10 protein-coding genes are annotated in these 16631 nt (G+C 44.5%); 8 read left to right on the top strand and 2 right to left on the bottom strand.

All coding sequences use genetic code 11. From position 1 onward, the window contains the following. Nucleotides 1–22: 22 nt before the first annotated feature. The 4 genes from BK127_RS36550 (at nucleotide 23) to BK127_RS36535 (ending at nucleotide 9230) form a co-directional block, all read left to right on the top strand. Entirely contained in the window at nucleotides 23–898 is an 876-nt protein-coding gene (locus BK127_RS36550; RefSeq protein ID WP_076237625.1) for a carbohydrate ABC transporter permease, read from the top strand. Between the two features lie 81 nt (nucleotides 899–979). Beyond that, complete coding sequence (locus BK127_RS36545; RefSeq protein ID WP_083689861.1) at nucleotides 980–2620, top strand: extracellular solute-binding protein; 1641 nt, start codon at nucleotides 980–982, stop codon at nucleotides 2618–2620. A gap of 134 nt (nucleotides 2621–2754) precedes the next feature. Continuing rightward, nucleotides 2755–8280, top strand: a complete 5526-nt coding sequence (locus tag BK127_RS36540) for a glycoside hydrolase family 99-like domain-containing protein (protein WP_076237624.1) — start codon at nucleotides 2755–2757, stop codon at nucleotides 8278–8280. A gap of 191 nt (nucleotides 8281–8471) precedes the next feature. After that, nucleotides 8472–9230, top strand: a complete 759-nt coding sequence (locus tag BK127_RS36535) for a phytanoyl-CoA dioxygenase family protein (RefSeq protein WP_076237623.1) — start codon at nucleotides 8472–8474, stop codon at nucleotides 9228–9230. A gap of 30 nt (nucleotides 9231–9260) precedes the next feature. Here BK127_RS36535 and BK127_RS36530 read toward each other — a convergent pair whose 3' ends face one another. Next, a complete protein-coding gene (locus tag BK127_RS36530) occupies nucleotides 9261–10118 on the bottom strand; it encodes an AraC family transcriptional regulator (RefSeq protein ID WP_076237622.1) in 858 nt (285 codons plus the stop codon). Nucleotides 10119–10229: 111 nt separating this feature from the next. Here BK127_RS36530 and BK127_RS36525 point away from each other — a divergent pair, with 111 nt between their 5' ends. Then, nucleotides 10230–10532 carry a Dabb family protein gene (locus BK127_RS36525; RefSeq protein WP_076237621.1) on the top strand — a complete coding sequence of 101 codons (303 nt, stop codon included), beginning with the start codon at nucleotides 10230–10232 and terminating at the stop codon, nucleotides 10530–10532. Between the two features lie 93 nt (nucleotides 10533–10625). Here BK127_RS36525 and aspA read toward each other — a convergent pair whose 3' ends face one another. Then, nucleotides 10626–12050, bottom strand: a complete 1425-nt coding sequence (gene aspA / locus BK127_RS36520; protein WP_076237620.1) for an aspartate ammonia-lyase — start codon at nucleotides 12048–12050, stop codon at nucleotides 10626–10628. Nucleotides 12051–12278: 228 nt separating this feature from the next. Here aspA and BK127_RS36515 point away from each other — a divergent pair, with 228 nt between their 5' ends. The 3 genes from BK127_RS36515 (at nucleotide 12279) to BK127_RS36500 (ending at nucleotide 16548) form a co-directional block, all read left to right on the top strand. Next, nucleotides 12279–14531 (top strand): AraC family transcriptional regulator, encoded by a 2253-nt coding sequence (locus tag BK127_RS36515; RefSeq protein WP_076237619.1) that lies wholly within the window; start codon nucleotides 12279–12281, stop codon nucleotides 14529–14531. Between the two features lie 205 nt (nucleotides 14532–14736). Further along, on the top strand, nucleotides 14737–15657 hold the full coding sequence (locus BK127_RS36505; protein WP_076237617.1) for an ABC transporter permease: 921 nt from the start codon (nucleotides 14737–14739) through the stop codon (nucleotides 15655–15657). Nucleotides 15658–15672: 15 nt separating this feature from the next. Further along, nucleotides 15673–16548 carry a carbohydrate ABC transporter permease gene (locus tag BK127_RS36500; RefSeq protein WP_076237616.1) on the top strand — a complete coding sequence of 292 codons (876 nt, stop codon included), beginning with the start codon at nucleotides 15673–15675 and terminating at the stop codon, nucleotides 16546–16548. The last annotated feature ends 83 nt before the right edge of the window (nucleotides 16549–16631 follow it).

Below are 16631 nucleotides of genomic sequence, written 5' to 3'. Positions count from 1 at the left end.
CGGCATGAAAGGAAGTGGGAATGTGAGAGAGACTTACGCGGAGAAATGGTTTAAAGCCTGTGTACACATCATTCTGCTGCTGGCGGCCGTCAGCTGTCTCATTCCGTTAATTAACATTATCGCAGTTTCGTTCAGTGATTCGGCGGCCATCTCTTCAGGGTTCGTCTGGTTATGGCCGATCCATTTCAATCTGGAAGCTTATAAAACATTATTTCTCGGCTCCAGAGTCATCCCCTCGTTTCTGAACAGCTTGCAGATCACGGTCGGAGGAACGATTTTAAGCTTGCTGTGCACTACGCTTGCCGCTTATGCTTTGTCACGTACATACTGCTACGGTCGAAAATGGATTACGCTGGCCATGGTGTTTACGATGATGTTCAGCGGTGGGCTGATTCCCTTCTTTCTACTGATGAAAAGTTTGGGTCTGATCAACACCTACTGGTCGCTATGGCTCCCCGGGCTGGTCGGAGCATATAATCTGCTGATCATGCGGACCCATTTCGAAGGGATTCCCGTCGAGATCGAGGAGTCTGCTCGCATGGACGGCTGCGGTGAATGGCGGCTGCTTGTACAAATTGTGCTTCCGTTATCTTTACCTGTTATTGCGACGATTTGTCTATTTCTGGCTGTCGGCTATTGGAACTCCTTTCTGAGCGTTCTCATATTCATCAACGATGCGGAGAAGATGAATTTGACCGTATTCGTTCAGCAGATGGTGCAGAGTCAGAGTATGTTGATGCAGGCGATTGCTTTGCAGCCGGAAGATTTGGAGAATATGTCACCTGAGGCTGTGAAAGCTGGAGGCATTGTAATCATGACGCTGCCGATGTTGATCGTATACCCGTTATTGCAAAAGTATTTTGTAAAAGGTGTCATGCTTGGTGCGATCAAAGGATAAATCTTACGATTCCAGTAAGAAGGATGAAGAGATAAGTACGGATGCAAAAGAGATTCATTACTAACAAATGGGGGAAAACAAATGGCGGGAAACATGAAGAAAAGTACGTTTATGACCATGACAGCTGTACTGGCGGCGGGGATGCTGCTTGCTGCTTGCAGTAAATCGAGCGAGGAAGGAGGCAAAGCCACCGTAGCGCCAGCCAAAGAGGGAGCGTCGGCAGCACCAGAGAAACGGGGCAAGATCAAGATGTCCCTGTACGACCGTGGCAATACCCCGCCAGCAGAAGGAACAATTACGAATAACCGTTGGACGAAATGGATTAACGAAAACGGACCAGCGGATGTTGATTTTATCCCTGTTCCAAGGTTTGAATCGAAGCAGAAGTTTAATACACTGTTTGCTTCAGGTGAAGCACCGGACGTGATCAACGAATTTGAGACGGCTTATCGGGATCAGCTGTATAGTCAGAAGCAGCTGCTGCCGCTGGGGGATCTGATCAAGCAATATGCGCCGAACTACAGCAAAATGCTGGAGAAGTATCCGATTATGCGCCAGATCGGTACAAAGCCTGACGGCAAATTGTATGAGATAGGGCGGGTTATTCCAAGCACCGTGCAGGTAGCCGTATTCATCCGCACCGACTGGCTGAAAAAGCTTTCGTTGCCTATCCCGCAAACGCCAGAGGATCTGCTGAAAGTAGCGAAAGCGTTCACAGAGCAGGATCCGGACGGCAATGGGAAGAAGGACACCTACGGCTATTCACTCGCCTATCTTGGGGATGAAGCGATTGATGCTATGCATGGCAATACGATGTTTATCAAAGATGACAAGCTGGTCGAAGACGATGCGAGAATGAAAGCAGCTGTTTCCTTCAAGAAACGACTGTTCGACGAAGGTGTTGTTGATCGTGATTATTTGACGGACAAAAACGGTGAGAAGGCCAAAAAAGACTTTTTGTCAGGTAAGCTCGGCATCTATGTGGCAGACAATGCGAACGTTGATGTATTAACGGCGCTACGCAGCACCAATAAAGAGGCGACGATTGCTCCGATGCTGCTGCCGAAGACAGAGTTCGGACAATACACGATCCGTATGTTAAATCCGCTTCAGATGACGACGGTGGTTTATGCGGGTGCCAAGGATCCAGCAGCTGCGGTGAAAACGATTGACTTCATGCTGGCTGAGTCGACATGGAAAATGTTGAAATTCGGCACGGAAAACGTACATTGGAAAAATGACGAGCTGGGATGTCCAAGACCGATCAATCCAGATGTCCGTAAAGCTGAAATCGGCTATAACACGGACTTGTACATGGTATCGACAACGATTGATTCCAAAGAGATATGTAACGTGCCTGTTGTTGATAAAAATATTCCGAATGCCGAGGAATGGTACAAAATCAGAAATGAAACACGGGACATGTACGAAAATCCTGCTGTGCCGCTGTACACATTGACACATGCCGAGCATATGCCGACGCTTCCGGCTGACTTGTTGAAAATCAATAACGATTGGACCCAGCAAAGCAAGGATCTTATTGCCAAGACCGTAGTTAGTGGAGGTAGCTTTTCGGTTGATCAAGCGATGAACGATCTCAAGAGCTTGAAGCAGAAGATTGGACAAAACCAGACCGTAGATTGGTATGCCAAATGGTATGAGCAGAACAAAAAGAATGCTTTTCTGACCAAGGACATTTATCAATTTCTGGCTAAGAAGTAATCGTTGCACGGATAGAGGAATCAGCACGCATGATCTTACCCAGGAAGCCCGTGAGCAGGTTTCCTGGGCTATTCTGCCACAAGAATCCAATAAACCAATAAAGCGACTTCACTAATGAAAGGGGTACGCCGTATATGGGTAATAAGCGAAGATTGTTTGGATTTCTTCTCATTCTAGGCATGTTGTCTATAGTCGTAGTAAGTCAATGGGGCACGAATACAGCTAATGCAGAAACGGTTGCTTCGCCTGAAAAGGCGGAATACGTACTGGATGAGGATTTTTCCATTCTGGCTACATCCTATGACTCCAACGATATCGTGGCTAGCGGTTGGGATGTAAGAAAAGCCGGTGGTTCGTTATCCTACAGCTACAACAACTGGTTTAAAATCAGTGACACCAGTAATTTGCTTCCGGTATCCATGACCAAAAAAATTCGTGAGCAGCATTCCGGTAGCATCACCCTGGAATATAGATTTAAAATGCCTTCGATTATGAATGGAGTAAAGTGGCAGCTTCGCAGTGGTGAAATTGAAGGGGTCAGCCTGTTCGTAAAGGATGGTAATCTGGTTCTGGAAGCCGGTAATAACGAGTATCAACTCCAGGCACTAACAGCCAATGTCGAATATGGGGTTAAATTGATTGCAAATCTGGATGAAAACAAAGTACAGGTTTATGTCAACGGCACATTAAAAGCATCTGAACAAAGCTTTACTCACCAAGTAGCGCTTATTGACAATTTCCATGTGACAACGGGTGATGTGACAACGGGCGAAATTTTTTTTGCACCGGTAAAGCTTCATAAAGGGTATGTCATTAACGAAAAGTTTATCTCCACCGTTGAAGGGCCGATTCCAGAGGACTGGAGCTCACAGCTTCATGGTGGAGCTGTTGTCGTTGAAAAAACGAATAATTCCAAGGCGCCGGATGTATTCAGCCTGAAAATGAATGCCGCCAATGCGGACGCAGAGATGAGCATAGGAAAATCGTTTCCATCTCAGACGGGACATCTGGTTGTTGAGTACAAGGTATTCATGCCGGCCAAGATGGATGGTTTCTCGATGGCATTAAAGAATGGAGCTTCAACGGCCTTCCAATGGCTTACAAAGGATGGGAAATTTGCTTATACAAATGCTAGCGGGCAAGATGTAGCTTTTTACGATTATATTCCCAACCTTTGGTATCATGTAAAGCTAAAAATGAATACGGTTACAGGAAAAGCAGACCTTTACCTGAATGGTAAATTGAAAGTAGAGCAGCTGGATATTCCGGCGAACAGCGTGAATTTGATCAACTTTTCCATAGCAGCCTCTAATAAAGGAAGCATGTCCTTGGACGATATTTTGCTGTACCAGGAGGCTGAAGAGCCGCAGGATTATGTTCCCGCACCTGTCCAGGTGAATAAGGAAGGGGATGCATTAGTAGGCGCGCAAGCCTGCTCCATGTGGAGAGAAGGGCAGCATCTGGGCTGGGATCGAATTAATCCATACCCGGAGCGAGTGCCGCTGCTCGGATTTTATGACGAGGGAAGTCCGGAAGAAGCGGACTGGGAAATCAAATGGATGGTGGAGCATGGAGTGGACTACCAGATGTATTGCTGGTACAGACCGACGGGATCAGAGGGAAAACCGTTCAAGGAACCACGTCTCGGAACGTCGCTTCATGACGGGTATTTTAACGCCAAATACAGTAACCAAGCGGATTTTATGATTATGTGGGAGTCTTCGTCCTCCAAAGTGAGCGGAAGTGAAGATTTTAGAAATAATGTGGTTCCGTATTGGATGGAATATTATTTTAAAGATCCTAGATATGTTGTCATCGATAACAAGCCTGTCATTGGGATATTCAGCTATTCCAGTCTGAAGCAGAATTTCGGTGGCACTGCAGTAGCTGTCAAAGCAGAAATGGATTACTTGAGGCAGGCAGTTCAAAGCGCCGGATTTGATGACATTATTATCCTGATCTCCTCGGGCTCGGATGCTGCTCAGATGCAAGAAATGCAGGCCGCCGGATTGAATGCCGTATTTTCGTATTCGTGGGGGCAATTTGCAGGGAAGGAAACGCTGCAAAAGCTCAAGCTTGAGCAGCAGAGAGATGCTGGCTCGATGGATGTGATCCCCGTTATTAGTATGGGAAGGGATGATCGTGCATGGGGCGGACCGATGGGGTATTATTCAACTCCTCAAGAATTTCAGTCAACCGCACAATGGGTTAAGAGCAGCTTTATCCCGTCCTTACCGCAAAACAGCATAGGTCGAAAATTGATATTGCTCGATAATTGGAATGAATATGGGGAAGGTCACTTTATATTGCCGGCTGGGCTGCACGGATTTGGGTATCTCGATGCTATCCGCAATGTGTTTACGGCAGGCGGCGAACATACAAATGTGCTGCCAACAGAGGTGCAAAAGAAAAGAATTCAAGGCTTATATCCAGAAGGCAGGGTCATACCTCCCAAATCAGTAGATGTTCCACCGATTACGGATATCGGCAGTATGAATTACAGCAAAGTATGGGATTTCAATACCAATGGAGACAGTGAGGGTTGGACTGTAGCCAAGCAGGTCTATGCAGTCAGCATAGCAGGGGGCTATTATTCCGGCACATCGTCAGGTAACGATCCCGGTATTCTTTCGCCCGATGCGTTAGGTATTTCGGCGGAGGAGAACCCGTATATTCATGTCCGTATGAAAAACAGTACGAACGATATGGCAGGGAAAATTTATTTTATTACTGAAAAGGACCCCGCTTGGAAAGAAGTTATGGGTGTCGATTTTTATGTGAATCCCAATGACGGGAACTATACGGATTATTATGTACCGATGTGGAGCAACAAGAACTGGACAGGAGCTGTAAAAGCTATCAGGCTTGATCCCATTACAACGAAGGGTGATTTTAGCATAGACAGGATTGGACTGGTAAAGGTTCCGATTCAAGGTGTGAAAATGAACCTCAACGGGCAGCCGACAACAACCGTGACTCCTCTCGAAATAAGGGATGGCAGCGTGATGGTGCCACTCGCTGAGGTATTGAAGAAAGCGGACATTCCTGCGGAACGAGATGATGCTGGCTCTATACTCGCCTTAAAGGATGGCAGTGTCATTCGGGTCGTGTACGGACAAAGTCTGGCTTACAGAGGAAGTACGCCTATCAACCTGCAGCATGCTCCTGTATGGACTGAAAGTGATCTGCTGATTTCAGCTGACGATCTAAAAGAGCTGTTTGGATTCAATTTTACGTGGGACGCAGCAGCAGAAACTTTGCATGTATCCAGCAATTCGCTCAAAATAAAAGGCGATAATCTATTAACCGACCCAGGGATGGAATTGGGTACCCTGCAGTATGCTGGTGAAAGAATTGTTGCAGAACTCACGACCTCCGAGTATCATTCCGGCCATCAGTCGGTCAAAGTTACTAAAGACTATCCTTACGGTAAGATTCTTTTTAACGGAGTTGAGAATGGTAAGGAATACTATTACTCGGCCTGGGGGAAGCTGGCATCCGGCTCCACTACGGGAGAGAAGCTGAGAATTTGCCTGCAGTACAAGGTAGATGGTGTGACCAAACAGGTGGTTATGGTAACTGGACCTGCTATGGATGCTGTCAGCTGGAAGCAGGCAGAAGGCTATTTCAAGCTGAATGGGACCGGAAATATCACCAATTTGACGATGTATATCTATACCGATTTTCCGGCGCTCGGGGATTCTTACTATCTGGATGATGTCGAGATCCGGCCTGTAACCTATTCCAATGATCCCATTCCGGCTCGTGTTTCGAGTGTCAGCCTGAACAAAACGACAATGGAGATGGGTACGGGTAAGATCGGACAGCTGAAGGCGACTATACAGCCTCTTAATGCTATAGAGAGAGCGATTACATGGACTTCAGATAATCCGCTGGTAGCTATTGTGGATGTGAATGGTGCCGTATATGGGAAAAAAGCGGGAGTGGCTCATATCACGGCTACTACAGTGGATGGTCTCAAAACGGCTACTTCTGCTGTAACCGTTCAGGATGGGTTTAATGAAATCGTAACCTTAACCGTGAAGCCTGATGGAACCGGGGACTTCGTTTCTCCGAAACTGGCCAATGACAGTATTCTGGACAGCAGCCCTGACAAACAGTATGTCATTCTGATCTATCCGGGTGTGTACACGGAGAAAAACTGGGTTGTTAAATCCTACACGACTCTTCGGGGAACAGATAAGGATCAGGTTTTCTTAAAAGGAGAGAACAGTGATTCAGCTACGAACAATGAGATTACTAACCAATCCACGATATGGTTGAAGGGTACGTCCAATCTGGAGAACCTCACGATCACTGCTAGAAACATGAGATACCCGGTTCACAGCGAAGATAGCGGCAATAATAAGGATGCTATCCATGTTGTGAAAAATTCTTATATCGAGCATTATGGCAATCGGGGAGCTGTTGAGTATCGCCAAAACTGGGTGACGGCCCATCCCGGGGTTACGCCAACGGCAGATCTGGACCCAACCAAGGTATGGGGCGGGATCAGCGGTGTAGGTTCTCATGCCTGGGGTTATGGTTCTGCGAGCGGTGTTAGTGAGACAGTTTACGGCAGCACTTTTGTATCTAAAGCGGACGGTTGGTATGTGCATAATCGGGAGGATTTCGCCAAACCCCAGATCAATGTTATTAACAATAGTAAAATCGTATCAACGGAAACCATGAAGCCTATTATTATACAATCGTTAGGCAGCGGAACCAAGGATGAAGTCATTTTCAATCATACTGAGATTGTAGGGACGTATATGGTTCAGGACGATTCCCCCTGGATTACGCAAAAACCGGAGAATCAATATGCCAATCATGCGGATTATAACGTTACCTTTAATTACAGCACACCTATTGGCTATTCCGATGAACATAGGGGTAGAGCACTGGCTTTGTTCAGCAGCTCCGTAACGAACAATACGTATGTAAGGGTTAGCGGAAATGCAGTAGCGGATCTTCTGGGAGCGTATCAAACTCGTGATGGAGGCGGTGGTCTGAGTGGCTACTTATATGGCTACTGGGATATATCGGGCATCAAAGTGGGCCTGAGCTCCAATATCGATGTCAATAATACGTTGGGAAGAAGGCTGGGAGATTGTACAGTCAACAGCAAAACCTTGCAAGTAACCTTTGAAAATGGCATGACCAAAACGATTATTTTTAATGAAAACTATACCGCTCAACCCAATTCCTATATTTTAGGAAAAATAAATGCGGTATTGGGTACTTCGGGCAGAGCGGCGGAATACAACGTTACAGGCTCTGAATATTATCCGCAGGTGCCGGATAAGCAATTAGTTTTAGCTAATCATACAGGGGTTGGCATTCCGCGCTTTGCTGCTGTGCGTTATGACACTGACCATACCACGCTGCGGCTCATGAGTGCCACTGATTCTCTTGATAGCTTTGTCGGCATCACACTGGAACGAATTGTACCAGGAGCGTCGGGAAGAGTGTTGACGGAAGGGATCATGAAAAAGAGCCAGCTGAATGGATTTACAGGAAGTATTAGTAAGGGAACGAAGATTTCGATTGGAACTCTGGATGGAAGCCTGAAGGAGAGCTTGAACGGGATCATGCTGCTGGAAGGAGTTCAGACAGACTGGGCATCCTTTAAAGGAAACAGGGACGGGGTTGTTCAGTAGTTGCGTTGGTATAACAGGGCTATCTTCTAACAGCTGAATTCGTGGCTGAGAGGATAGTCCTGTTTGTCTGATGACAAGATAAGTTAATTCCGCGCCGCGCACAAGATTGGCGAAGATAGTTGATGCATGGACCTTTACAATAAGAAGTATTCAAGCAGGACTAACTTATTGTTAAAGGGGAATGGAATAATATGGATGTTACTTTAACTGATGAACAATGGCAAACGTTTGAAGAGCAGGGGTATCTTAAATTGGGCAAAGTACTTACGGAGCTTGAGCTGGCCGCGCTTTCTCAGCAGATCGATTATATTATGCTTGGCAAAGCTGGCTGCGATTACGATCGTTTGATGATGCAGCGTGAGGCCGGTGAGGGGCATGAGCAATCCAGTCAGACACTCGGCTTTAAAGGCTCCACATTGAACTATCGGAAGATAGAAAATCTGGAGTTCGATTCAATGTTCTTAACCTATTTGCAAAAACCGTTGTTTCGCGAAATATGTGATAAGGTGTATGGGAAGGATACGCGCATTTCCTGCTTTCGTGCTATGTTCATGAATAAACCCGCGCGTCACGGCTCGGTTCTGGCCTATCATCAGGATCGTTGGACCGATCTGGATCGAGACCCATTGGTTACGGTATGGACCGCATTGGATCCGGCAACCATAGAGAATGGGTGTGTGAAGATATTCCCCAAAACCCAGCATCAATTAATCAACCCGGCGGACCCTTCCGGCTTCATCACTTCGGATCAGGTCAGCCAGCTGGTGGAAAACGGGGAGCCCGTTCATTTGGAGCTTGAGCCCGGCGAAGCGGTACTCCTTCATAACTGGACCGTTCACGGATCTGAAGGAAATTCAAGCGAGCAATCCCGTCGTGCTTTTAGTGTATGCTATATGGATGCCAATACCGTTTCCGCTATGGGCAAGCAGTTTACCGTTGTCATGGACTGAGATTCGTTGCGAGCTGACTAACGAAATTCATTATTTATTTTCCTTACGGTAAGCGGCGGGTGTTTGTTTGGATATTTTCTTAAAAACTCTATAAAAATGCTGCAAGCTTTGAAAACCGCATTCCATACCAATGTCGATGATAGACCTATCGGTTTGCAGCAGCTTTTTTTGGGCCTCGATCACCCTGCGATACTGCACATATTCGACAAACGTAAACCGGGTCACCTCACGGAATAAATGACTGATATAATATTTGCTTTTCCCAAATTGGGCTGTCAGATCATCCAACTGTATAGCTTCATCATAATGCTCGTCGATATACCGGATGATGTCATGCACTTGATTCTCTGTAGGGTTCAATTTACGCAGAATGCTCCGTAAGTCGCTTAATTTGTCGTATTCCATTAGCAGCAAAAGCAAGTGCAGCTTTAGCGCCGGCTCCAGCGTGAAGTCGTCATGGCGAAATTGCAGCTTTTTGCGAAGGTTCACGATATTGCGGAAAATTTCTTCCAATTTGACTCGCTGTTTGATCGTCAGACTGATTTTTTTATTTTGTTGGTGCTGTAGCTTATGAATCAACTGCCCGAGCTGAAGTGTTTGGGTAAGCTCATTAATAAAGCTTTCTTTGAACTGAATCACATAACGGGTATATTCATGGTTAGGATTATAGAAGATGCGATGCAAATCGTAGGCATTGATCAGCAGCAGATCTCCATCCTGAATACGATATTTCGTATCTTTAACAAAAATATCGATATCGGCCCGGATGAAAAAAGCGAGCTCATAAGAATCATGAAAATGCTCAAGCGGTTTGCGGCTTTCCTTTCCACTATCGGTGTAGTCAATGGAAAAGGCTTCTGTCATCATGAAGGAGCTGGGCTGATCCATAGCATCGAACCTTCCGAATTTACTTTAATAATAAGATAAGTTTATTACAAATCTTAGGATTATGGTATGATTTTATAGTCACGTAATGAGGGTTAAAGGAGAGAATCGTTCATGTATGAGCATATCGTAGCTTTTAAATTTAACGAGAACTACAAACCGGAGCACGAAAAACAGCTTTTGGAGAGTCTGTTGTCCTTTAAAGGTCGGATTCCGGGGGTTGTTGATATGACAGCGGGTGTGAATGTGACCGAAGAAACCGATAATATTCGCGGTTACACATTGGGGCTTCGCGTCACATTTGAGGATAAGCAGTCTTTGCAGCAGTATGGACCGCATCCCGTGCACCAGCAATTCGTACGATTATTGGATGGCATTATTGAAAGTGTTATTGTGATTGATTATCAAATCTCCTAATATTTGGAATGAATGTACTCATTGTGCATAGTTTTCCCAAAATAAAAAGTGATGATTCCACTCGGAAACCATCACTTTTTGTGTATGCTGGGATCACTGCGACAGAAGCAGGGAAGCCCCGGCAATTCCCGGATTGGTCATTTCAAAAGGATCAAGGATCGTATTGAGGTCCTCTTCCGACAGCACATTATACAGCAAGCACAAATCACGAACGGATTTTCCTGATACGATAGCTTCGCGTGCAATTCGGGCTGATACTTCATATCCAAGATGCGGATTCAGAGCGGTCATAATGCCGACGCTTTTCTCCACATACTGCTTGCAGATCTCGATGTTGGCTTCGATGCCTTCGATGCAATACGTTCTAAACACCTTCAGCACCTGATTCATGATGCTTAAGGATTGCAGCAGGTTAAAAACAAGCACCGGCTCCATCACATTGAGCTCCAATTGTCCTGCTTCGGATGCGAGGCAAATCGTGTGATCATTGCCAATCACCTGGAAAGCAACCTGGTTCACAACCTCACACATGACAGGATTGACCTTGCCTGGCATGATGGAGGAGCCTGGTTGTCGGGCTGGAAGAGATATTTCACCAAGACCAGCACGAGGTCCAGATGCCATCAGGCGGAGATCATTGGCGATTTTGGACATGTTGATCATGCAAATTTTGAGCGCAGCAGATACCTCTGTATAGGAATCTGTATTTTGTGTTGCGTCGATTAAGTGCTCAGCTGATTGTAAGGGAAAGCCGCTTATTTCGGCCAGAAGCTCGGCGCACCTTGTAATATATCGTGGATCGGCATTCAGGCCAGTCCCCACTGCGGTTGCACCCATATTAACCTCGTATAAATGCTCCTTCGTTTGTCCAATCCGTTTAATATCCCTTCCCAGAACCTTGCTGTAAGCAGCAAATTCTTGACCGAGACGAATCGGAACCGCGTCCTGAAGATGAGTGCGTCCCATTTTGATCACACTGTCAAATTCTACGGCTTTGGTTTCAAACGTTACTTTTAATTGCTCCATCGTGGTCAACAATTGATTAATTAAAGACAGAGCCGCGATATGGATGGCTGTGGGAAAAGCATCATTCGTGGATTGTGCCATGTTCACGTGCGTATTTGGGCTTAATTTAAAATAATCACCTTTGGTTTCGCCAAGCAGCTCTAATGCGCGATTTGCAATAACCTCATTGGTGTTCATATTGATGGAGGTTCCTGCTCCGCCTTGAATGGGGTCAACTATAAATTGATCATGCCACTGTCCTGACAGGATTTCATCAGCAGCCCTAACGATGACCTCGCCAAGTCTTGCGTTCAATTGCTTCATTTCCATATTGGCAAGCGCGGCGGATTTCTTAACAATAGCCATAGCTTTAATGAGTTCTTCATGAATACGGTAACCGGTTATGGGGAAATTATCCACTGCACGTAAGGTTTGGATTCCATAATAGACATCTGCTGGTACTTCGCGTGAACCCAGAAAATCCTTTTCGATCCGAACTTGCTCTTGTGACATTGTAATAGCCTCCTGTTTGTCTGAAGAAACCTACTATGAATGTAACAGTTATCATTATTTTGTGCAATGTACGGAAAATCGTTGTTACATATTTCAAATCGATTCGCCTTATTGCCAGGTAAGTAATGGATTTTACCCAATTTCTTTGGTACCATAATGAGCGGGAGATCAAGCATAGGGATAAAGCGTGAATCATAACTAATATTTTTTAGAAAGGGAGAGTACACGATGATAAAGAATATCTCGCTGAACAAGACATGGTTTCGTCGTCTCCTGTTTTCCTATGTAACGATTTTTCTTTTTATTGTACCTCTCCTCATGTTTATCCTGTTGATGGCATTCAGTGAATTGTCTCGAAAAACCGCAGTCGAATCGAATAAAATTTTCACGAAGCAAATGCTCCAATCTGTTGACAATCAGATGCAGTTGATCGATAACACAATCACGAATGAGATCGCCAGTGATGATACGCTATTGGGTTTTTTTAATCCTGCCTTGCGCGATGATCGATATTATTCGGGCTATATGTCATCTTTAAAAGTGAAAAGTCTTATGGCAACAATGCCTCTCATCGATTCGATCTATTTATACAGGCTATCGGACGATACGGTGCAGACGCCATACTCCGTTTCCAAGCTGGCTGCATTTAACGATAACCAATTGATTGTAGAAGCATTGAAGCAATCTGGGCTCAATCCTCTTTGGACAAATGTCCGGAAAGGTTACACGGAGCAAGGCGAACCTTCCGAATTCGTTTCGTTAGTGCGATATGTCCCATTAAATTCCGGAAATGATGGTCTAATCATTGTTAATGTGCAACTTCAAGCGGTTGCCCGCTTTGTTCAAACATTGACGACGGAAAATTCCAACCATCTCAGCCTTTATGACCGTGAGGGTACGCCTATTTATCGTGATTTTCATGGAAACGATTCCCTAATGACGGAGCTGCACTCCAGTTATTCCGAATGGACCATTTCCAGCAGTGTGGCGAATGGTAATTTGTTTCGCCTTGTCTCCGCGATCTCAAAATATTGGATATTCGTTTGTATAATTTTCTTTTTTATCGGCGTTTTATGGATCGTTTTGGTTACCCGACGGAACTATAAACCTGTACAAACGATCATCGAGCGTATTCAACTATTTTCTCAGCAAAAAAGCGCCGAATTGTTCCGTAAAGGCAATCAAGATGAATTTAAGTTCATCGATACCGCCTTGCTGAATTTGATGGAGCAGTCAAATGCCTATCAGAAGCAGCTTGAGGAAGATTTGATTTTTAAGCGAAAGCATTTCTTTTTTGAATGGATTGAAGGGAATCGCCCCTTGAAGTATGAAGAATGGCAACGGGAGATGGAGAATCTCAGAATGCCTTGCGATTTTGTCTCGTTATGTGTTAGCGTGCTCGAAATTAATAAATACAGTAAATTCGCCAGTCTATACTCACATCACGATCAAAATTTGCTTAAATTCGTTTTATCCAGTGTAGTAATGGAAATTGCGACCACGCGAAATGTGACAATATGGACCGAATGGACGTCCAACAATCAATTGACCCTGCTGCACCAGATACCGAGAGTTACGTCGGAAAGAAACTCCGAGCAGATCGTGAGTGATATTGCGAATGACATGATGCAATGGGTGAAGACCTACCTTGATTTCAATATTACGATCGGCATAGGATCAGGAGTCGATCGCATAGAGCTTGTACATTATGCCTATGTCGAAGCCTTGGAAGCACTTCAATACAAACCTTCACTGGGTGAGGATAGCGTGATTTGTTATTGGCAGATTGAGCCTGAGGGTAAGCAACAGTCGCTCGATCTGCTCGAATATATCCGCGCGATTGCCTTTTCATTACGAACGGGAGAAGGAGATTGGCAGGGCAGCCTCACACAATTTTTCGATGGCATCCGAGCGGGTCTGTATGCGCGTAAGGAATTGGACAATCTCATGAACTACATGATATTTTTTCTTCAAAAGGAGTTTACGGACCTACCTGCGGATGTGCAAAAAATATGGACAAACGCCGTGCAGGATAAACTGCAAAAAGCGGTAGACGAGTGGGACTCCTTGGACGAACTGCAGCATATGTTGAGAAGTGTTCTTACAGAAACAACGGAAGCCGTGGCGACGTTGCGCGAGATGAGCAGCAATTATATGCTGATTCGTAAAATTAAATTGTATATGGAGGAACATTACAAGAATCCGGATCTATCATTGCTACATTTAAGTGATGTGTTTCATGTGCATATGAAACAGATCAGTCGAACGTTTAAAGAAGAAATTGGAGAAAATTTTATTGATTATTTGACGCGAATTCGTACGGAACACGCTAAAGAACTTCTGGTTCATAGCGATTATTCCATACAAGAGATTACGGTCAGAATCGGATATCTGCATCCAAACACGTTTATTCGATCATTCAAAAAGCTGGTAGGTCAAACACCAGGAGACTTTCGCAAGACTACTCATATGAATCCATAAAGGAGAACTTTGTTGATTGGTGTTTTTTGTTGATTAATATAATTTGGCTTGGCATAGAATCGAAATTCACTGGAGAAAAAGCCAGGGATGACGGTTCTTTTTTATTTGAGAATTTTGTTGATCGGGGGAAAATGAGCGATTGTTTTACCTCACCTTTCAGTTGTACAGTTGGATCGCAGGTTACTACAAAGAAAGAGGGAGTTACATGAAAGCAATAGACCGAAGGGGAATCGACACAAAGAGATTAAGGGAGAATATTCCACTTCTCCTTATGTTCATACCCGTCATTTTATTTTACTTAATCTTCAAATACGCACCAATGGTTGGACTGATCATCGCTTTTAAGGATTATAACTTTTTTGATGGGGTGTTTCACAGTCCTTGGGTTGGATTAGAAAATTTTCAAAAGCTCTTCAATAACACAAATTCGTTAAAAATTATCCGAAACACGCTTCTACTTAGCAGTCTGAATATTTTCGTGGGATTTCCGTTTCCGATCCTATTAGCTATTCTTTTGAATGAAGTGAGAAAAATGTGGTTCAAGAAGATCGTTCAAACGCTCGTTTATCTACCTTACTTTTATTCATGGATTATTGTCGGTGGGATCGTCTTTAGTATTTTTGGAATCGAAGGAAGCTGGTTAAACCATTGGATTATCCTTTTTAAGGGTGAACCGTTTCCATTCTTATATAATATCAAATCATGGATCACGATCTTTGTGGGTGCAGGGATATGGAAGGATATGGGCTTTAATGCGATCATCTATTTGGCGGCAATGACGACTATCGACCCGTCACTGTATGAGTCAGCAAGCATGGATGGCGCTAATAAATGGAAACAGATGATTCATATTACGATTCCCGGAATTGCGCCGACCATCATTTTGCTCTTTATTCTTTCTATGGGGCGTGTGATGGAAGTCGGATTTGACCCCATTTACGTCTTACAAAATGCTGCGGTGAACGACGTTTCGGATGTAATCAGCACGTATATTTATCGCGTTGGACTGCAAGGTGCTCAATTTAGCTTAACTACAGCAATGGGAATGTTTGAATCTATGATTGCTTTAATTCTGCTGCTCTCTGTCAATTGGATTGCCCGTCGCTTTCAAAAGGGTCTATTTTAGAAAGGAGGAATCGAGATGCGTGCATCCTATGGAGATAGAGTCTTTTACACCATAAACTATTTGGTTTTAACCTTAATTGCTTGTTCAAGCTTGTTTCCACTTCTTCATTTGATTGCACTTTCCATTAGCAGTTCGTCTGCCATCGAAACCGGGAAAGTAAATCTATGGCCCATCGACTTCACATGGGATACGTTTAATGTTTTGATCAAGGGAACACCACTCGTCAAATCATTCAACAACAGTGTTGTGATCACGTTCGTAGGTGTTACGTTATGTATGCTAACCACAATTATGGCCGCATATCCCTTATCGCGTCCCAACTTTTATGCACGACGTTTCTTTACACTTTCAATGATCTTTACGATGATCTTTTCGGGAGGCATTATTCCTACTTTCCTGGTTATCCAAAGTTTGGGGCTGGTTAACTCCTATTGGGCTCTTTGGTTACCTGGTTTAGTAAGTACGTATAACATGCTGCTGTTACGCACGTACTTCGAGAATATCCCGTCTGAAATTGATGATGCGGCGCGAATGGATGGCTGCAGTGAAGTACGTCTTTTACTTCAAGTTGTATTGCCCATTTCTATGCCTGTTATCGCGACATTAACGCTTTTTTATGGTGTTGCGTTCTGGAATATTTTTATGAGTATGCTGATTTACATCAACGATACCGATAAGCACAACTTAACCGTACTTGTACAGCAAATGATTCAAAGCCAGAGCGTCCTGCAGCAAACGATGATGGTGCAGCCTGACGATCAGGTTCATGTAGTGGAGGAAGGCATTAAAGCTGCGGGCGTGATTGTCATGATTACCCCGATGTTGGTGGTGTATCCATTTTTGCAAAAATACTTTGTCAAAGGCGTTATGCTCGGCTCTGTGAAAGGATAAGAAAGCATGAGGGCGATGGGGAGGTGGTGTTACATAGGGAAATGTGGTTCCCAAAGATTAGATAAGCTAAGCTTAAGCAAACA

The sequence above is a fragment of the Paenibacillus sp. FSL H7-0331 genome (assembly GCF_001956045.1).
Note: the sequence above shows the minus strand (reverse complement) of the source record. Positions and strands in the feature narration are given on the sequence as shown.